A 17382-nucleotide genomic window follows, 5' to 3' on the forward strand; every position below is an offset into this window, starting at 1 on the left:
CCGCATAGTCGCCGGTGGCTCTCTCCGTGAGCCGCACGATTCGTTCATTGTTGATTCGATCAGTATCGTTCGATGGAGATACGAAGATGCGATTCCATTCGTATATGACAGCGGGCGCGCTGGCGCTGATGCCCATGCTCGCGATGGCCGGGCAGGCAGGCACCGCTCCGGCCGCACAACCGATGTTCGTCAATGTCAACGGGCAGGCCGTGCCCGTGAAAGCCGAAACGCACGTCGTCCAGACAGCGATCGGCCCGATGAAGGTCAGCACCTGGAGCTGGCACAGCCCGCAAGATGGTACGAGCTTCGAGATGCGGACGTCGTCGGGCGGCATGTCGCCGGCGGCGCTGCAACAGATGCAGGCCGCGCAGTATCGGATGGCGGCTGCACACGCGCAGATGATCGCGCTGCAGCAGCAGATGATGGCGCTACAGCAAGTCGCGCTCGCCAACGCGCTTGCGATGCCGATGCCGCAACCGGTCGGGTTCGCGATGCCGCCCTGGGCGATGCCTGAGCCAGTCGTCGTCCTCGTGCCGGCTCAACCGCCCGCACGCTCCACGGCGCCGACAGCGCCAGCCACACCGGCAGCACGCGGGTTGGAGATCAAGGCCTGACGCGCGTCGCGCCGCCCGCGCCCTTCCCCGAAACCGCCGGCACGCGCCTGCGGTTTTTTCATTGCGGCACCGAGTTCGGATCAATACTGCGCCTGGTCAGTCGGATTCCTGAACAACTGTTTCATCTCCGCCGACAGCGGATAGTTGAGGCTCACGCCCTTCGGCGGAATCGGCTGCGTAAACCACTGGTTGTAGAGCTTCTCGGCCGCGCCCGACGTCTGCATCTTCGCGATCACGCCGTCGACGACATGCTTGAACGGCGGATCGTCCCTGCGCATCATGCACGCGTAGTTTTCGTGGACGAGCGGCGTGCCCGTCACCGCGTACGCGCCCGGGTTGCGGTCCTTCGCGATCTCGCCGTACAGCAGCGGTTCGTCCATCACGAACGCCACCGCGCGCCCGGTCGTGACGTTCATGAACGCTTCGGCATGATCCTTCGCGCTGATGATCGTCATGTTCATCCCTTTCTCTTCGTTGAGCTTGCGCAGCAGGCGCTCGTCCGACGTGCCGGCCGTCGTCGCGACCGTCTTGCCGGCCAGGTCCGCAAAATCCTTCACGCCTGAATCCTTGCGCGTGCTGAAACGGATCCCATAGAGAAAAATGCTGTTCGAGAACGCGGCCTGTTTCTGCCGCTCGAGCGTGTTCGTCGTCGATCCGCATTCGAAATCGATCGTCCCGTTCTGCAGCAGCGGAATCCGGTTTTGCGACGTGATCGGAATCTCCTTCACCGTGAGGTTCGGCAGGTTCAGGTCCGTCTTCAACTGGTCGATGATGCGCGCCGCGATGTCCCGCGAATAGCCGATGTTCTTCTGCTGGTTGTCCGAATACGAAAACGGCACCGACGATTCGCGAATGCCCAGCGACACGATGCCCGTGTCCTTGATCTTCTTCAGCGTACCGGTGAGCGCCTGCGCATGCGCGGCGCCCGCCAGCGCACAGGACAGCGCGACAGCCAGCCAACGGAAGCGGCGATCCATGCTTTTCTCCTGACGAAACGTTGATCGAGTCGCGATCGTACGCCCGACAAAATTCGCACCGTATCAGGGAAAGCGTCAGGCGCACCCCGCTGCGGCTAACTGCGGCTACGCCGCGGGCAGCCGTTTTCCGTGGCGCGCAAAAACGCCCGCTCCCGCGCGTTTCGCCCGACCGGCCGCTTGCGGGCTCGCCCCCACCTTCTGTGCCACCCGTTCCAAACGCGCGTTCATGCTGCAATGCCGCAACGTAATCGTTTGCGTCTTGCTCTTTTTTCACACAAAACATACTCAAGAAGCCGCCACAGCGGCCGTTACCCAGTGCATGGCGCGTCGCAGCAACCCCGCCGCGACCACCAGACAAAAAACGACAAGGTCCGGTTTTGCCGGACCGGGCACACCGCCGGCACGACGGTTCTATACGAGGATCGACTTTCAACATGAAAGCCAAACGTTTCAATTTCGCGCTGGCGCGTTCCGCTCATGCGCGCATGCTCGCCGGCATGTTGTCTGCCGCCGCCCTCCTGCCCCTCGCCGGCTGCGGCGGCGGAGGCGGCGACGGCAGCAACCCGTCGCCGACCAACGCAGCACCGGCCCCCGCCCCGACGCCGGCCCCCGCGCCCGCCCCGACGACCCCGCCCACCACGTCCGGCAGCAACGCCTGCACGACCCAGCAAGCCGCCGTGCAGATGGCCGCCCAGACCACGCCCGACGAGCCGCCGGTCGACCACCTGATCGTCAAGCTGAAGACGCTGACGGCCACGCGTGCGATGGCGGCTATCGACGACGGCACGCGGCTCGATGCGGTGATCCAGCGTTCGATGACGCGCTGGACGGCACCGACGGCGACCGGCGCCGCACGTGCGTATGCGGCCTCGACGACGCAAACGCCGCTGAACGTGCAGGTCGAGCGGACGATCTCGAACGGCGCGGCCGTGCTGTCGCTCGGCCAGCGTGTCGCGGCCGCCGACGCGACGGCGCTCGCGCAGACATTCGCCGCCGACGCCGACGTCGACTACGCGGAACCGGATCACCCGATGAAGGTCCGCGACACGCCGAGCGACCCCAGCTACAGCCAGCAGTGGTATCTGTCCGACCCGACCGCCGGCGTGGACCTGCCGCCCGCATGGAACACGACCAAGGGTTCGCCGACCGTCGTCACGGCCGTGCTCGACACCGGCTATCGGCCGCACCCCGACCTCGTCGGCAACCTGCTGCCCGGCTACAGCTTCATCACCAACGTCAACACCAGCAACAACGGCCTGTCGCGCGGCCCCGACGCGACCGACCCGGGCGACTGGGTCACGCAGCAGGAACTCGACAACACGAGCGGCCCGTACTATCACTGCGCGAGCGAACCGAGCGCCAGCAGCTGGCACGGCACGCGCGTGATGGGCGTGATTGGCGCGACCGCCAACAACGGCATCGGCATCGCCGGCGTGTCGTGGCTCGGCCGGATCCTGCCGGTGCGCGTGCTCGGCAAGTGCGGCGGCGTGACGAGCGACATCGCCGACGCGATGCGCTGGGCGGCCGGCATTCCCGTCACCGGCGTACCGACGAACCCGACGCCCGCGAAAATCATCAACCTGAGCCTCGGCGGCGTCGGCGCGTGCAGCACGACGTTCCAGCAGGCGATCGACGACGTGAACGCGAAGGGCGTGACCGTCGTCGTCGCCGCCGGCAACGACGGCCTGTCGACCGGGCTCGACCAGCCCGCGAACTGCCGCGGCGTGATCAGCGTCGGCGCCACCGACGCGAGCGGCCGCCGCGCATCGTTCAGCAACTTCGGCGCCAACATCACGCTGAGCGCGCCGGGCGTCAACATCCTGTCGACGGCCAACAGCGGCACGACGACGCCGGGCGGCGACACCTACGGCCCGGCGAGCGGCACCAGCCTCGCGACGCCGCAGGTGACGGGTGTCGCCGCGCTGATGCTCGCGGTAAACGGCAACCTCACGCCCGCGCAGATCCAGCAGAAGTTGCAAGGCGGCACGCGCGCGGCGAAGCTGGCGGCCGGCACGTCGTGCACCGCAATGCCGGCGGGCTCGGGCATTCTCGATGCAGGGATCGCCGTCGCGGCAGCCAACCAGTAACCGGTGCCCTGCCTCGACTCTGCCGCGCGCATGCCGACATGGCGTGCGCGCGGTTTGTTTTTTTTCCGGCGGCCGGCGATCCGGCGGCCGGCGCTCAGGCGATCGCTCATCGCCCGTTCCGTTTCTCGAAATAACACCTGACAAAAAGGTTGACGCTTCGCACGACGAGCCTTTACCATCGCCCCCGTCTAATTACATGGAGTGTTCTGTGAACACCGATGCGAGTTGTAGTTGGTGCTCGACCAACTTGACTGCTGCCTGAGGAAAACGCGCAGAGCCTCGTCTTCTGCCGCATCCCGGGAAGCAGGATGCGGCGTCCTTCCGGCCTGACCGGCCAGATTCCCCGCCGAATTTTTCGATGTTGTCGAATGCACGCGACGCGCCGTCGCGCGTGTGCGTTCGTGTTGCGCGCGGCGCCAGCCGCGTGCGTTTTCCGTTCGCGTGCCGTCCGGCCGCGCGCCTTCGTGCGTGCGCGGCTACCGATCGCCCGTGCCGATTACCCGCAACCGACAGGAGTGCAGATGAACTCAGACGACAGTAGTCGATTACCGCTCGCCGGTGCGACGCTGCGCATCGTCCGTCCGACCGCACTCCGCGCGCCGGCGAGCGTTCCCGCCTTTACCGATCCACAGCCGATCGCGTTTGACGCGACGCGGCGGGGAGCGCTCGTGCGTCGATAACGTCACGGCCGCTCCCCGCCCGCCGCCTCGCGCGCCAGGAGCGACCATGACACAACGAAACCATTCCCAGAAAAAACAGCGCGGCTTCATCAAGACCGGCCCCGGTCAGCAGAACGAACCGCGCATCATGCGCGCCGCGCAGGAAGCGGCCCGCCCGCTCGAAGACACGCTGAAGTCGCTGCGCACCAGCACGCGCGGCCTCACCTACGGCCAGGCCGCCGACCGCCTGCAGCACCACGGCCCGAACGAAATCGCGCACGACAAGCCGCCGCACTGGTCCCGCCAGTTGCTGATGTCATTCCACAACCCGTTCGTCTACGTGCTGCTGGTGCTGGCCGCCATCAGCTTCTTCACCGACGTCTACTTCGCGGCGCCCGGCGATCGCGACTACGTCGGCATGACGATCCTGCTGACGATGGTCACGATCAGCGCGCTGCTGCGCTTCGTGCAGGAATTCCGTTCGCTGCGCGCGGCCGAGAAGCTCAAGGCGATGGTCCGCACGACGGCCACCGTGCAGCGCGCGATCACCGATACCGCCGAGCCGGCGCGCCGCGAGGTGCCGATGCGCGAAGTCGTGCCGGGCGACATCGTGCACCTGTCGGCTGGCGACATGATCCCCGCCGACGTGCGCCTGCTCGCGTCGCGCGACCTGTTCATCAGCCAGGCCGTGCTCACGGGCGAAGCGCTGCCCGTCGAGAAATACGACACGCTCGGCGCGGTCGCCGGCAAATCGGCGAGCACCGGCACGGCCGGCGCGGCGAACGATGCGTCGACGCCGCTGCTCGATCTCGAGAACGTCTGCTTCATGGGCACCAACGTCGTCAGCGGCACGGCGACGGCCGTCGTCGTCGCGACCGGCGAAGATACGTACTTCGGTTCGCTTGCGCGCAACGTCGTGAGCCACAAGCGCATCGAGACGAGCTTCGACCGCGGCGTCGCGAGCGTGAGCTGGCTGCTGATCAAGTTCATGTTCGTGATGGTGCCGATCGTGTTCATGATCAACGGCCTGACCAAGGGCGACTGGCTGAGCGCACTCACGTTCGCGCTCGCGGTGGCCGTGGGTCTCACGCCCGAGATGCTGCCGATGATCGTCAGCGCGAACCTCGCGCGCGGCGCGATCGCGATGGCGCGCCGCAAGGTCGTCGTCAAGCGGTTGAACTCGGTGCAGAACTTCGGCGCGATGGACGTGCTGTGCACCGACAAGACCGGCACGCTCACGCAGGACAAGATCATCCTCGAACACCACCTCGACCTGTCCGGTCGCAAGAATGAGGAAATCCTGCGGCTCGGCTGGCTGAACAGCTTCCACCAGAGCGGCCAGAAGAACTTGATCGACATCGCGGTCGTTGCACGCGCCGACGAGATCGGCGAACGCGCGAAGCCTCAGGGCTACAAGAAGATCGACGAGCTGCCGTTCGACTTCGTGCGCCGCCGCCTGTCGGTCGTCGTCGAGGATACGCGCGGCACGCACCTGCTGGTCTGCAAGGGCGCGGTCGAGGAAATGCTGGCCGTCTCCACGCATGTGCAGGATGAAGACGGCGTGCGCCCGCTCGACTTCGTCGCGCGCAAGCGGCTGCTCGAACAGGCCAACGCATACAACGAGGACGGCTTCCGCGTGCTCGTGCTCGCAACGCGCACGATCGCGCGCGGCGACGAACGCGAGCAGTACCGCACCGCCGACGAACGCGACCTCGTCGTGCGCGGCTTCCTCACCTTCCTCGATCCGCCGAAGGAGTCGGCCGCGCCGGCACTCGCCGCGCTGCGCGAGAACGGCGTCGCGGTGAAGGTGCTGACGGGCGACAACCCGACCGTCACGATGAAGGTGTGCCGCCAGGTCGGCCTCGAACCCGGCAAGCCGATCCTCGGCGCGGAAATCGAGGCGCTCGACGACGCAACGCTCGCGCGGGTGGTCGAACGCACGACCGTGTTCGCGAAGCTGACGCCGCTGCAAAAGGCGCGCATCGTCAAGGCGCTGCAGGCGAACGGGCACACGGTCGGCTTCCTCGGCGACGGCATCAACGATGCGCCCGCGCTGCGCGACGCCGACGTCGGCATCTCGGTCGACAGCGGCGCCGACATCGCGAAGGAAACCGCCGACATCATCCTGCTCGAAAAGAGCCTGATGGTGCTCGAGGAAGGCGTGATCAAGGGCCGCGAGACGTTCGGCAACATCCTGAAGTACCTGAACATGACCGCGAGCTCGAACTTCGGCAACGTGTTCTCGGTGCTCGTCGCCAGCGCGTTCCTGCCGTGGGAGCCGATGCTCGCGACGCAGCTGCTCGTGCTGAACCTGGTCTACGACACGTCGCAGATGCTGCTGCCGTGGGACAAGATGGATCCCGAGTTCCTGAAGAAGCCGCGCAAGTGGGAAGCCGGCAACATCAGCCGCTTCATGCTGTGGGTCGGGCCGACGTCGTCCGTGTTCGACATCACGACCTACGTGCTGATGTGGACCGTGTTCGGCGCGGGCGCGATGTATCACCTGCACGGCGGCACGGGCGGCCAGATCGTGATGAACTCGGGCTGGTTCATCGAGAGCCTCGTGTCGCAAACGCTCGTGGTGCACCTGCTGCGCACGCAGAAGATCCCGTTCCTTCAAAGCACGGCCGCGCTGCCGGTACTGCTGTCGACGTTCACCGCGATCGCGATCGGCTGCTGGCTGCCGTTCTCGCCGTTCGCGGATGCGCTCGGCTTCATGCACCTGCCGGGCACCTTCTGGCTGTGGCTCGCCGCGACGATGGTCGGCTACATCCTGCTCGCGCAGATCGTCAAGACGATCTATGTGCGCCGCTACAAGCAGTGGTTCTGATTCCGTTCGGATACCGACGTGCCGGCCCGCGCGATGCGCGTGGGCCGGCCTTTCACGACGCTTTTAGGGTAATGCGATGAAAAGAATCCTTCCGCTCGCAGCCGCGAGCGCACTCCTCGCACCGCTCGACGCCTATCCGGCCCACCCGCTCGTCAGCGACGATACGGGCACGCAGGGCAATGCGAACTGGCAGTTCGAGTTCAACGCCGAGGAAACCTCGAAACAGGAAGACAGCGGCCGCCACCAGCTATGGAACGCGACGCTCACGCGCGGGTTCGGCGAACACGTCGACCTCTATGTCAACACGCCTTATACGCATCTGCAAACGCGCACCGACGAAAACGGCGCGGGAATCGGCGATGTCGAGATCGGCATGAAATGGCGCTTCGTCGAACGCGGGCCGCTGTCGCTCGCGCTGAAACCGAAGGTGACGATGCCGACCGGCAACGACAGTCGCGGGCTCGGCACGGGCCGCGTCGGCACCGGCGCGACGCTGCTCGCACAGGCCGACGTCGCGCGCTTCTCGCTGCTCGCGAATGCGGGCCTCGCGTACCAGCCGAATCGTCAGGGCGACCTGACGTCGGTCTGGGCCGTGTCGGGCGCGGCGCTCTACAAGGCGACCGACCGGCTGCAGCTCGTGGTCGACGTCGGCATGTCGCGCAACACCGAAAGCACCGCCGGCGCGAATCCGGCGTTCGTGCTCGCGGGCGCGATCTATTCGCCGACACGCTGGCTCGATCTCGACGTCGGCTACCGGCGCGGGCTGAACGACCAGACCTATCGTCATTCGGTGATGGGCGGCATGACGGCGCGGTGGTGATACACAGGCTGGCGCGGTGCACGCGTCGAGCCGCAACACGACGGGCCGCCGTTCATTCACGGCGGCCCGTTTTTTCATTCATCCGGCGTCGTTCGCGCCGAACAGTTGCGCGCACACGGTGCGCCCTTCGTCGGTCAGCGCGGCGCTGCCGGTGCCGTCCTCGTTCAGCGTCGTCGCGCTCAGGCCCGCGGCATCGAGCTGCGTCAGCACGCGGCGCAAAGTGCTCATCGGCAGTTGCGCGCGCTTCGCGATCTTCGGCAGCGACCACGTCTTGCCGGCCGGATCGCTCGCGGCCTCGTTCAGCGTCGCGAGCGTCGCAACGAGTGCGGGATCGAGCGGGGATTCGTCGGATTCTGAAGTCATCGGTTCGGGTTCGTGAGCCGGTGCCGGACCGGCAGTCATCCAGGATGCAATCGCGGACACTATACGCCGCGTCACGCACCCTTGATCGCGGCACGCATGAACGACACGAAATGCGTCGTGACGGGATCGTCGCGACCCGACAGCCACGCCAGCCCCACGCGCCACTTCGCGTCCCTGCCGTCAAGCGGCAGCACCGTAGCGTCGCGCAGCAGGTACTGCGCGCGCGACGGGATGAACGCGACGCCGACGCCGGCCGCGACCGACGTCAGCACCGACTGCACATCTTCCGCCTGCTGCGTCACGTGCGGCACGAAGCGGCGCTCGATGCACCATCGGTCGATCTGGGCAGCGAGCCCCGGGCCGCGCGCACGCTGCAGTGCGATGAAGCCGATCTCGTTGAGCACGTCGAGGTCGGCCGGCACGCGCTTGAAGCCGAGGTGCGGCGGCACCGCGAGCGCGAGCCCTTCGTCGATCACCTTGAACGACGACAGCCCGTCGTCGGACGGCAGGCGCAGGAAGCCGGCGTCGAGCTTGCCTGCGCGCAGCCGGCGCGTCTGCTCGGACGACGACAGGTCGCTCAGCGTGACGGCGATGCCCGGATTGCGGCGACGAAATTCCGCGACCAGCTTCGGCACGAGCGTCAGCACGGACAGGCAGATGCCGAGCCGCAGATGCCCGCGCTGTCCGCTGGTCGCCTCCCGCGCACGCGCGAGGATCTCGTCGGCATCGCGCACGAGCGCCTGCGCGTCGGGCAGGAAGCGTTCGCCGAACGGCGTCAGCTCCGCGCCGTGCCGCCCGCGCTCGAACAGCTTGCCGCCGAGGCTCGCCTCGAGCGCGCCGATCTGCTTGCTGAGTGCCGGCTGGCTCATGTGCAACGCATCGGCCGCGCGGCTGAAATGGCACAGCTCGGTGACCGTCAGGAACGTTCGCAGCAGTTTCAGTTCCATTCTTGAAGGGAATCGTAACGATCGAAATATTCATTTTACTGATCGAATGCAATGACGTTCAATACGGGCATGCCCTTCCCGGAATTTACTGTCATGTCACTAGATCAAGTGTCCGAATGCGTGGCGGCCCCATCCTGCGATGGCGCGGTTGCAAACGAACGCACCGCCGCCGTCGATACGCGCGCACCGAAACGTCGTGCCGAACGCAGCGACGGACGCAGCCGCCGTTTTCGCTTCGGCGATGCGATCGAAGACGCGCCGCCACGCGCCGTGACGGGTTCGATCGCGATCAGTTTTGCGGTCGTGTCGCGGCGGAACTGGCCGCGCTGAACTGCGCCCACCTCCTGCGGTGCGCCTGTCCGGCACGGCGCGCCTTTACGATTTTCATCACACGCACGCCGTTGACCGGCAGCAAAATAACGACACGAATCTGCCTGCATCACGCGCCATTGCGCGCGATCCAATCGTCATCGCCACGCGATCGACCGTATAATTTCCCGCACCCGCTGACCGCCCATGCATTCCGCGCAGCCGCATCGCGCGTGAAAAGGAGACTTTCGCTTGACCGGCCTCATCGCGCGCCTGCCTCGCGCCCGGACCACCCTGATCCTCGCCCTCTCGTTCCTGCTGCTCGCGTTCGCCGCGAACGCGTCCGCGCAGCGCACGCAGCCGCATCGCACCGCGCACGCCCACGCGCATACGAAGGCGGTCAAGAAGAAGCCTGCCCACCGCAAGATCAAGGCCGTCAAGCATCGCCGTCTGCACGCGAAGCATCGTGCAGTCAAGCGTCATGCGGCGCCGGCCCCGCAACATCGCCGCGCGAAGCGCCCGGCGGCCGCCAAACCGCGCCTGATGACAAGCTGCGGCTATAGCCCGCGCGCGATCAGGTCGTTGCATTCACGCGCAGCCTATGTGCTCGACGTCGACTCCGGCACGCCGCTGCTGGCCCGCAACGCGCGCACCGTGCGGCCGATCGCGTCGATCTCGAAGCTGATGACGGCCGTCGTCGCACGCGACGCCGACCGTCCGCTGAACGGCGTGCTGCGCGTCACCGCGCACGATCGCGACACGATCAAGTTCACCGGCTCGCGATTGCAGGTCGGCTCGGAGCTGTCGCGCCGCGACATGTTCCATATCGCGCTGATGTCATCGGAAAACCGCGCGGCCGCCGCGTTGAGCCGCGACTATCCGGGCGGGCGCGCCGCGTTCGTCAAGGCGATGAACCGCGAAGCGCGCCGGCTCGGCATGCGCCGCACGCACTTCAGAGAGCCGACCGGCCTGTCACCGCACAACGTGTCGACGGCCGAGGATCTCGCGAAGCTCGTCGGCGCGGCGGCGCAGGATCCGCTGATCCGCTATTTCTCGACGGATACGTCGACCACCGTGCGCCCCGGCGACGGCGAGCTGCTGTACGTGAACTCCGACCCGCTCGTCCGCTACCGCCGCCTGCCGATCCGGCTGCAGAAGACGGGCTTCATCAACGAATCGGGGCACGGCGTCGTGATGCGCATGCGCGTGAAGGGCCGCCGCGAAACGGTAGTGCTGCTCGGCGCGCCGACGCGCGCCGGCGTATCGAGCGACGCACTCAAAATCCATCGCTGGCTGACCTGCTCGATCCAGTAAGCGCGCACAGGCGGCCGGCGCGTTCACCCTACGGGAGCGATGCCATGCAGGGCGAATACCGCTTCAGCGCATTCGGACGGCTGCTCGCCGTCGTGCGTGCGAACGGCCGCTGGACCGTGTTCGATCTCGGCGCCGAAGGCAAGCGGCGCCCGGCCGACCTGCAGATTCCGTCCGCGCTCGCCGCGGACGAACTCGCGCAATATCTCGGCGACCTGCTGCACGAGAACGCCACGCCTAAATACAGCGAAGTCGTGCCGGTCGCCCTGCCCCGCCGCACGTAACCGCGTGCCGGGCGGTGCCGCGATCTGCCGGCCAATTCGACAGTTAAACTTGCAAGTTTAACTGTCGTGTTCTATGATCCGCCGCATGAACCCGCCACGCAAACCCGGCGTTTCCGCCGACCTCGTCGTCGCCGACCTGACCCTCGCGGTCGGCCAGTTGATCCGTCGGCTGCGCTCCGAGATCGAATCCGAAGGGCTCGGCATGTCCCAGACGAGTGCGCTCGCGCGGCTCGAACGGCACGGGCCGATGACGACCGCCGATCTCGCGCGCGCCGAGGCGATGAAACCGCAATCGATGAAGGCGATCCTCGCGAGCCTCGAGGAAGACGGTCTCGTCGAACGCGAACCGCATCCGACCGATGGTCGCCAGATCCTGTTCATGCTGACCGCCGCTGGCCTCCACGCACGCCGCAAGCGCAATGCCGCGAAGCACAAGTGGCTTGGCGCGGCGATCGAAAGGCTCGCCCCCGAAGACATCGACACGCTCGCCGCCGCGATCCCGCTGATTCGCCGCATCGGCGAGCAATGACCCCCGCCTGCGCGCCACGCGGCATTCGCGCGCCCGCCTTCCTTCGTCCATTCCACGGAGCCCCATCATGAGCGCAACCCGTCTCGACACGAACACGGCACTCGTCGTCATCGACCTGCAGAAAGGCATCGTCGCCCTCCCCACCGCACACCCGGTCGCGCCGGTGATCGCGCACACCCGCGAACTGCTCGACGCATTCCGCAGCCGCGGCCTGCCGGTCGTGCTCGTCAACGTCGCCGGCGGCGCGCCGGGCCGCACGCAGCAGCAGGTGCGCGTGGACGCCCTGCCCGCCGACTGGACCGAACTCGTGCCCGAACTGAACCGGCAGCCGGGCGACCATGCCGTGACGAAAAAGACCTGGGGCGCATTTACCGGTACGGATCTCGACGCGCACCTGAAGGCGGCCGGCGTCACGCAGATCGTGCTGACCGGCGTCGCGACGAGCATCGGCGTCGAATCGACCGCGCGACAGGCCCACGAACTCGGCTACAACGTGACGCTCGCCGTCGACGCGATGACCGACCTCAACGCGGACGCGCACGCGAACAGCGTCGAGCGCGTGTTCCCGCGCCTCGGCGAAACGGGCTCGACGCAGGACATCGTCGCGCTGCTCGACCGGCGCGGCGCGTGAGCGACCGACGCGCGCAGCCGGCGCTGGGCCGCGCGGCCGGCCGGCTCGATCCGTCGATCTGGAAGGTCAGCGCGGTCGCGACGCTCGGCTCGCTGCTGTCGCAGCTCGACGCGACGATCGTCAACGTATCGCTGTCGAGCCTCGCGACCGACCTGCATGCGAGCCTGTCGACGATCCAGTGGGTGACGAGCGGCTACCTGCTCGCGCTGACGCTGGTGCTGCCGCTGAACGGCTGGCTCGTCGACCGCATCGGCGCAAAGGCGCTGTACCTGTGGTGCTTCTCCGCGTTCACGCTCACGTCGGCGCTGTGCGGGCTCGCGTGGTCCGCGCCGTCATTGATCGCGTTCCGCGTGCTGCAAGGCGTCAGCGGCGGGCTGCTCGCACCGATGGCGCAGATGATGATCGCGCGCGTCGCCGGCCAGCAGATGGCGCGCGTGATCGGCTACGCGGCGGTGCCCGTGCTGCTCGCGCCGATCCTCGGCCCCGTGGTCGCCGGCGCGATCCTGCAATACGCGTCGTGGCGCTGGCTGTTTCTCGTGAACCTGCCCGTCGGCGTGCTGGCGCTCGCGCTGGCCGTGCGGTTCCTGCCCGGCGACCGGGACGACACGCAACGGCGCACACTCGACTGGATCGGCCTCGCCTTGCTGTCGCCGGGCCTCGTGCTGTTCCTGTATGGCGCCGAGCGGATCGGCACGGCGCCCGGCATCGCCGCGATCGCATGCTCGGCGCTGCTGCTCGCCGCGTTCGTGCGCTTCGAGCAACGCAAGGGCGACCACGCACTGATCGATCTCGCGCTGTTTCGCTCCCGCGTGTTCGGCGCGGCGGCCGGCACGCAGTTCCTGTCGAACGGCGCGATGTACGCGGGCCAGATGCTGATTCCCGTGTTCCTGATCCAGGCGTGCGGGCGCTCGCCGGGCGAGATGGGCTGGCTGCTTGCGCCGCTCGGGCTCGGCATGCTCGTCACCTATCCGTCGATGGGCGCGTTGACGAGCCGGTTCGGCGTGCGCCGGCTGGCCGCCGCCGGTGCGTTGCTCGCCTTCGTCGCGACGCTGCCGTTCGTGTCCCTCGCGCTGACCGGCTACGATCCGTACGTGCTCGTGCCCGCGCTGTTTCTGCGCGGCATGGGCCAGAGCGCGATCGGCGCGCCGTCGATCTCCGCCGCGTATGCGTCGGTCGAGCGCCGCAACCTGCCGATGGCGACGACGTCGCTCAATATCGTGCAGCGCCTCGGCGGCCCGACGTTCACGACGATATGCACACTGTTCCTCGCGTGGCGGCTACAGGCCGAATCGTCGGCGGGCGGGAGCACGCAAGCCGCCGCATACGCGTGGGCGTTCGGCCTGCTTTGCGTGCTGCATGCGGCGAGCTTCGTCACGACGCTGCGGCTGCCGTTGTGGTCGGCCGGTACGGGCGGACGAACTGCCGGCGCCGCGCGCGCCGGTTCGCGCTGAACGTGGACGCGCCACCGCAATGCGCGCGCAGCGTCGCTACGGCCGCCACATCGACACGATCGACACCACGAGCAGCACGCCCAACCCGACATTCAGGCAGCGCCACTGCCTCTCCGTGCGCAACACGCGCGCGAACAACAGCCCGGCGAAACACCACAGCGACAACGACGCCATCGCGGCCAAGCCGAACGCCAGCCCGAGCAATACGCCGAGCCGCGCCGGCCCGGACGCGAGCGCGGCGAACGACGCGGCCGCGCCGAGCGTCATCGCCCAGCCTTTCGGGTTGTGCCAGAGCATCCAGACGCCGCTGACGAACCCTTGCGGCCGGTGCACGGCGGCATCGAGCCGCGGCTTGCCGCCGCGCCCGTTGCGCACGGCCAGCCACACGAGATACAGCGAGCCGGCCGCCTTCATCGCGAGCTGCAACGCGGGCAGCGCAAGCAACACGCTGCCGAGCCCGGCCGCGGCGGCCGCCGCCATCGACGCCAGGCCGGCCGCGATGCCGGCCATCAGCGGCAGCGACCGCCGATAGCCGAAATGGGCGCCCGATGCGGTTGCGAGCGTCGTCGCGCCGCCCGGCGTCACGGTGGACACGATCACGAACAGCATCAGCGGCAGGTAGTCGCGAAGCAGCACGGAAGCTCCCGGTTGTCGTCGTCGAAGCCCCCGTTTTACCCGCGATCTTCCCATTACGACAGCGAAAGCTTTTTATGCCTGCCATTAGCGTTCATAATCCGACGCATGGTACGCAATCTCGACATCGCGCTGCTGCGCGCCTTCGTCACGGTCGCCGATCATCGCAGCATGACGGCGGCCAGCCACGCGCTGCACCTGACGCAAGGCGCGGTCAGCCAGCAGGTCGCGCGGCTCGAAACGCTGTCCGGCCCGCTGTTCGTCCGCGAGCATCGCAACCTGCTGCTCACTGCGGCCGGCGAGCGGCTGCTCGAACAGGCGCGCCGGCTGCTCGCCGTGCATGACGCGCTGCTGACCGACCTGACGGCCGGCGCGGTCGACGGCGCCGTTCGCCTCGGCGCACCGCAGGATCTCGTCGGCACCTGTCTCGCGCCGATCCTGAAAGGCTATGCGCAGGCGCATCCGCAGGTCGCGCTCTCGCTCGTGTGCGCGGCATCGCCGGAACTGCGCCGGGGGCTCACGCAGGGCGATCTCGACGTCGCGCTGATCGAGGCGCCGGTCGGGCCGTCGCGCGGCGAATGCATCGCGGTCGACCGGCTGGTCTGGGTCGGTGCGAAAGGCGGCACCGCGCACCGGAACACGCCGCTGCCGGTGTCGATGGTCGCGCAGACCTGCGCGTTCCGCCCGACCGTGCTCGACGCGCTGCGCGGCAGCGATCGCGCGTGGCGCACCATGTTCGAGAACGGCAGCTTCGACGCGACGGCCGCGACCGTGCGCGCCGATCTCGCGGTGACCGTGTGGCTCGCGTCCACCGTGCCGGCCGACCTCGACATCCTGCCGGCCGGCAGCGGCCTGCCCGCGCTGCCGAACTTCGCGATCAACCTTCATCTGCCGCGCGGCCAGCGCACGCCGGCCGCAACGGAACTGGCCCGCCACCTGCGCAACGGCTTTGCGCGCTTGCGCGCGGCCGCGTAGCGCGCGGTTCACGCTATACGGTGCCGGGTTCCTGCGGCGCCGGCGTCGTGCCCGCCGCCTCCAGCGCCTGATGCAGCGTCTCGAAGATGCACGAATCGCCGACGACCTCGGTGATCCGGTGACGATCCATGTCCGCGCGCAGATAGCGGTTGACGCGCCCGAACAGCACGCCGATCCCGCGTGCGTGCAGCATCCTGACGAGATCGGTCATGACCTGGAAACTGATCACCGAGAGCTACCAGAACTGGCGCGGAATGACCGAAGCGGGCGGCCGCCGCATCAAGCGCGCGCTGTTCGTCGACGCGACGAGCGTACGCTTTCTCTCCAGCGACGAGATCGAACGGCTCGAACGCCTGACGCTGCTGAAGGACTATCTCGAGGACAAGGTCGACGCGATCGAGCAATGGAACGGCACGCTCGGCGCGGCCGCTGCCTGCCACCCGGCATTGCACCGTTCACCTCGCCGCGCACTCCGATGCGAGCCGCCCCAGCACCTTCAGCGCTTCCTCGATCTGCCGCGACCACGGATAGCTGTAGTTGAGCCGAATGAAATGCCGGTAATCGGTGCCCGCCGAGAACATGTGCCCGGGCCCAACGGTGATCCGCTGAGCGAGCGCGAGCGTGTAAAGCCTCATCGCATCGACCTGCGGCGGCAGCTCGACCCACAGCACATACCCGCCCTGCGGCTGCGACAGCCGCGTGCCTTCCGGAAAGAACCGCCGCACCATCGCACTCATCAGGCTCGCCTGCTGCGCGTACTGCTTGCGCATGCGCCGCAGATGGAAATCGTAGCCGTCATGTTTCAGGTACTCGGCGATCGCCAGTTGCTCGATCGCGGGCGTCGCGAGCGTGTTCAGGAATTTCAGCTTCTCGACCTGGTCGCGGTAGCGGCCGGGCATCGCCCAGCCGATCCGGTAGCGCGGCGACAGGCTCTTCGTGAACGACGCGCAATGCAGCACGAGCCCGTCGCGATCGAACGATTTCAGCGCGCTCGGCGTCGTGTCGCCGAAGTGCAGCTCGTGATAGACGTCGTTCTCGATCGCCGGCACGCCGTGCTTCGCCAGCAGCTCGACGAGCGCGCGCTTGCGCGCGTCGGGCATCTGGAAGCCGAGCGGATTCTGGAAATTCGGCATCACCATGCACGCGGCGATACGCTCGCGCTCGAGGATCCGTTCGAGCGCGTCGAGATCGATGCCGTCGACCGGATGCGTCGCGACTTCGAGCGCGCGCATGCCCATCCGCTCGATCGCGTGCAGCATCGCGTAGAACGTCGGCGACTCGACGGCGATCGTGTCGCCCGGCTTCGCGACGGCCTGCAGGCACAGGTTGATCGCCTCGGTCGCGCCGATCGTCATCACGATCTCGTCCGGCTCGACCGCGATTCCGCGCTCCGCATAACGCCGCGCGATCTGGCGGATCAGTTCCTGGTTGCCGGGCGGCAGGTCGTCGATCACGCCCCAGCGCGTGCGGCGGCGTCCGATCGCCTGCGCATAGCGCGCGAGGCGCTGCACCGGGAACTGCGATGCATCGGGATACGGCGAACCGAGCGGCACCGCATCGTCGCGCGCGATCGAGCGCAGCGTCGACAGCACGAGCCGGCTCACGTCCACCGCCGACGGCTCGGTGGCCGGCGCCGACATGTGCAGTTCGGCCTCGGCCGGCGCCGCCGCGCGCGCCCGCACGAAATAGCCCGACTGCGGCCGGCTTTCGATCAGGCCGCGGCTTTCGAGCACGAGGTATGCGCGCAGCACCGTCGTGACGCTGAGCTGCTGCTGCCGGCTCGCCTGCCGCACCGAAGGAATCCGCTCGCCGGGCCGATACACGCCGCGCTCGATCTGCGCCTGGAGATCGTCGGCCAGTTGTTCGTAACGCTTCACGCGCCTCCCTTTCAACTTCCCTTCAACAACACAGTTGCGATCCGCACTGTATGAATGGCCGAAACTGTACTCTTTTTTGAGGTGA

Annotated in this window: 17 protein-coding genes and 2 pseudogenes; 13 read left to right on the forward strand and 6 right to left on the reverse strand. The window is 67.7% G+C overall.

What is annotated here, in order from left to right:
- The first annotated feature begins 86 nt into the window (after nucleotides 1–86).
- The gene (locus ACNQQL_RS11315; protein WP_347064220.1) at nucleotides 87–614 is read left to right on the forward strand and encodes a hypothetical protein; all 528 of its coding nucleotides are present in this window, start codon (nucleotides 87–89) and stop codon (nucleotides 612–614) included.
- A gap of 80 nt (nucleotides 615–694) precedes the next feature.
- Here the strand turns inward: ACNQQL_RS11315 and ACNQQL_RS11320 are convergent, their stop codons facing one another.
- Complete coding sequence (locus ACNQQL_RS11320; RefSeq protein ID WP_347064171.1) at nucleotides 695–1591, reverse strand: glutamate/aspartate ABC transporter substrate-binding protein; 897 nt, start codon at nucleotides 1589–1591, stop codon at nucleotides 695–697.
- 434 nt (nucleotides 1592–2025) lie between these two features.
- Between ACNQQL_RS11320 and ACNQQL_RS11325 the strand changes: the two genes are divergently transcribed.
- The 4 genes from ACNQQL_RS11325 to ACNQQL_RS11340 all read left to right on the forward strand — a co-directional run bounded on the left by ACNQQL_RS11325 (nucleotide 2026) and on the right by ACNQQL_RS11340 (nucleotide 7987).
- A complete protein-coding gene (locus ACNQQL_RS11325) occupies nucleotides 2026–3678 on the forward strand; it encodes a S8 family peptidase (RefSeq protein WP_347064172.1) in 1653 nt (550 codons plus the stop codon).
- Between the two features lie 521 nt (nucleotides 3679–4199).
- Nucleotides 4200–4358 (forward strand): hypothetical protein, encoded by a 159-nt coding sequence (locus ACNQQL_RS11330; protein WP_175959268.1) that lies wholly within the window; start codon nucleotides 4200–4202, stop codon nucleotides 4356–4358.
- Nucleotides 4359–4404: 46 nt separating this feature from the next.
- Nucleotides 4405–7167, forward strand: a complete 2763-nt coding sequence (gene mgtA / locus ACNQQL_RS11335; protein WP_347064173.1) for a magnesium-translocating P-type ATPase — start codon at nucleotides 4405–4407, stop codon at nucleotides 7165–7167.
- 76 nt (nucleotides 7168–7243) lie between these two features.
- Nucleotides 7244–7987, forward strand: coding sequence for a transporter (locus tag ACNQQL_RS11340; RefSeq protein ID WP_072438936.1), 744 nt, complete (start codon nucleotides 7244–7246; stop codon nucleotides 7985–7987).
- A 78-nt stretch (nucleotides 7988–8065) separates the two neighbouring features.
- Here ACNQQL_RS11340 and ACNQQL_RS11345 read toward each other — a convergent pair whose 3' ends face one another.
- Both ACNQQL_RS11345 and ACNQQL_RS11350 read right to left on the reverse strand, forming a co-directional pair.
- On the reverse strand, nucleotides 8066–8350 hold the full coding sequence (locus ACNQQL_RS11345) for a transcriptional regulator (protein WP_110281303.1): 285 nt from the start codon (nucleotides 8348–8350) through the stop codon (nucleotides 8066–8068).
- A gap of 71 nt (nucleotides 8351–8421) precedes the next feature.
- A complete protein-coding gene (locus ACNQQL_RS11350) occupies nucleotides 8422–9297 on the reverse strand; it encodes a LysR family transcriptional regulator (protein WP_347064174.1) in 876 nt (291 codons plus the stop codon).
- 51 nt (nucleotides 9298–9348) lie between these two features.
- On the opposite strand from ACNQQL_RS11350, the gene ACNQQL_RS11355 reads away from it, so the two are divergent.
- The 6 genes from ACNQQL_RS11355 to ACNQQL_RS11380 all read left to right on the forward strand — a co-directional run bounded on the left by ACNQQL_RS11355 (nucleotide 9349) and on the right by ACNQQL_RS11380 (nucleotide 13812).
- Nucleotides 9349–9627: a hypothetical protein gene (locus ACNQQL_RS11355; protein ID WP_310137564.1), complete on the forward strand. Its 279-nt coding sequence runs from the start codon at nucleotides 9349–9351 to the stop codon at nucleotides 9625–9627.
- Nucleotides 9628–9858: 231 nt separating this feature from the next.
- Nucleotides 9859–10920: a serine hydrolase gene (locus tag ACNQQL_RS11360; protein WP_347064175.1), complete on the forward strand. Its 1062-nt coding sequence runs from the start codon at nucleotides 9859–9861 to the stop codon at nucleotides 10918–10920.
- Nucleotides 10921–10964: 44 nt separating this feature from the next.
- Nucleotides 10965–11201, forward strand: a complete 237-nt coding sequence (locus ACNQQL_RS11365) for a DUF7661 family protein (RefSeq protein ID WP_347064176.1) — start codon at nucleotides 10965–10967, stop codon at nucleotides 11199–11201.
- 73 nt (nucleotides 11202–11274) lie between these two features.
- Nucleotides 11275–11730, forward strand: coding sequence for a MarR family transcriptional regulator (locus tag ACNQQL_RS11370; RefSeq protein ID WP_347064177.1), 456 nt, complete (start codon nucleotides 11275–11277; stop codon nucleotides 11728–11730).
- 67 nt (nucleotides 11731–11797) lie between these two features.
- Complete coding sequence (locus tag ACNQQL_RS11375) at nucleotides 11798–12361, forward strand: isochorismatase family protein (protein WP_204421327.1); 564 nt, start codon at nucleotides 11798–11800, stop codon at nucleotides 12359–12361.
- Nucleotides 12358–13812 (forward strand): DHA2 family efflux MFS transporter permease subunit, encoded by a 1455-nt coding sequence (locus ACNQQL_RS11380; protein ID WP_347064178.1) that lies wholly within the window; start codon nucleotides 12358–12360, stop codon nucleotides 13810–13812. Before ACNQQL_RS11375 ends, ACNQQL_RS11380 begins: the two co-directional genes overlap by 4 nt.
- Before the next feature lie 36 nt (nucleotides 13813–13848).
- On the opposite strand, the gene ACNQQL_RS11385 is transcribed toward ACNQQL_RS11380, so the two are convergent.
- The gene (locus ACNQQL_RS11385; protein WP_347064179.1) at nucleotides 13849–14502 is read right to left on the reverse strand and encodes a LysE family translocator; all 654 of its coding nucleotides are present in this window, start codon (nucleotides 14500–14502) and stop codon (nucleotides 13849–13851) included.
- Nucleotides 14503–14553: 51 nt separating this feature from the next.
- On the opposite strand from ACNQQL_RS11385, the gene ACNQQL_RS11390 reads away from it, so the two are divergent.
- Nucleotides 14554–15420 (forward strand): LysR substrate-binding domain-containing protein, encoded by an 867-nt coding sequence (locus ACNQQL_RS11390; RefSeq protein WP_347064180.1) that lies wholly within the window; start codon nucleotides 14554–14556, stop codon nucleotides 15418–15420.
- A 13-nt stretch (nucleotides 15421–15433) separates the two neighbouring features.
- Here ACNQQL_RS11390 and ACNQQL_RS11395 read toward each other — a convergent pair.
- Nucleotides 15434–15637: pseudogene (locus tag ACNQQL_RS11395) on the reverse strand (sodium-independent anion transporter); the annotation flags it as partial.
- Between ACNQQL_RS11395 and ACNQQL_RS11400 the strand changes: the two are divergent.
- Nucleotides 15624–15875, forward strand: a pseudogene (locus ACNQQL_RS11400) (mechanosensitive ion channel family protein); the annotation flags it as partial. The pseudogenes ACNQQL_RS11395 and ACNQQL_RS11400 overlap by 14 nt on opposite strands.
- Here ACNQQL_RS11400 and ACNQQL_RS11405 read toward each other — a convergent pair.
- Nucleotides 15876–17297, reverse strand: a complete 1422-nt coding sequence (locus ACNQQL_RS11405; protein ID WP_347064181.1) for a PLP-dependent aminotransferase family protein — start codon at nucleotides 17295–17297, stop codon at nucleotides 15876–15878.
- Nucleotides 17298–17382: the final 85 nt, after the last annotated feature.

Source organism: Burkholderia sp. LFS061 (assembly GCF_047978125.1).
GTDB classification, from domain to species: domain Bacteria; phylum Pseudomonadota; class Gammaproteobacteria; order Burkholderiales; family Burkholderiaceae; genus Burkholderia; species Burkholderia pyrrocinia_C.

Excerpts from the sequence above, each read along its gene's own strand:
- ACNQQL_RS11315 (WP_347064220.1), top strand. The coding sequence starts at position 87 with ATGCGATTCCATTCGTATATGACAGCGGGCGCGCTGGCGCTGATGCCC.
- ACNQQL_RS11320 (WP_347064171.1), bottom strand. The coding sequence starts at position 1,591 with ATGGATCGCCGCTTCCGTTGGCTGGCTGTCGCGCTGTCCTGTGCGCTG.
- ACNQQL_RS11325 (WP_347064172.1), top strand. The coding sequence starts at position 2,026 with ATGAAAGCCAAACGTTTCAATTTCGCGCTGGCGCGTTCCGCTCATGCG.
- ACNQQL_RS11330 (WP_175959268.1), top strand. The coding sequence starts at position 4,200 with ATGAACTCAGACGACAGTAGTCGATTACCGCTCGCCGGTGCGACGCTG.
- mgtA (WP_347064173.1), top strand. The coding sequence starts at position 4,405 with ATGACACAACGAAACCATTCCCAGAAAAAACAGCGCGGCTTCATCAAG.
- ACNQQL_RS11340 (WP_072438936.1), top strand. The coding sequence starts at position 7,244 with ATGAAAAGAATCCTTCCGCTCGCAGCCGCGAGCGCACTCCTCGCACCG.
- ACNQQL_RS11345 (WP_110281303.1), bottom strand. The coding sequence starts at position 8,350 with ATGACTTCAGAATCCGACGAATCCCCGCTCGATCCCGCACTCGTTGCG.
- ACNQQL_RS11350 (WP_347064174.1), bottom strand. The coding sequence starts at position 9,297 with ATGGAACTGAAACTGCTGCGAACGTTCCTGACGGTCACCGAGCTGTGC.
- ACNQQL_RS11355 (WP_310137564.1), top strand. The coding sequence starts at position 9,349 with ATGACGTTCAATACGGGCATGCCCTTCCCGGAATTTACTGTCATGTCA.
- ACNQQL_RS11365 (WP_347064176.1), top strand. The coding sequence starts at position 10,965 with ATGCAGGGCGAATACCGCTTCAGCGCATTCGGACGGCTGCTCGCCGTC.
- ACNQQL_RS11370 (WP_347064177.1), top strand. The coding sequence starts at position 11,275 with ATGATCCGCCGCATGAACCCGCCACGCAAACCCGGCGTTTCCGCCGAC.
- ACNQQL_RS11375 (WP_204421327.1), top strand. The coding sequence starts at position 11,798 with ATGAGCGCAACCCGTCTCGACACGAACACGGCACTCGTCGTCATCGAC.
- ACNQQL_RS11385 (WP_347064179.1), bottom strand. The coding sequence starts at position 14,502 with ATGGGAAGATCGCGGGTAAAACGGGGGCTTCGACGACGACAACCGGGA.
- ACNQQL_RS11390 (WP_347064180.1), top strand. The coding sequence starts at position 14,554 with ATGGTACGCAATCTCGACATCGCGCTGCTGCGCGCCTTCGTCACGGTC.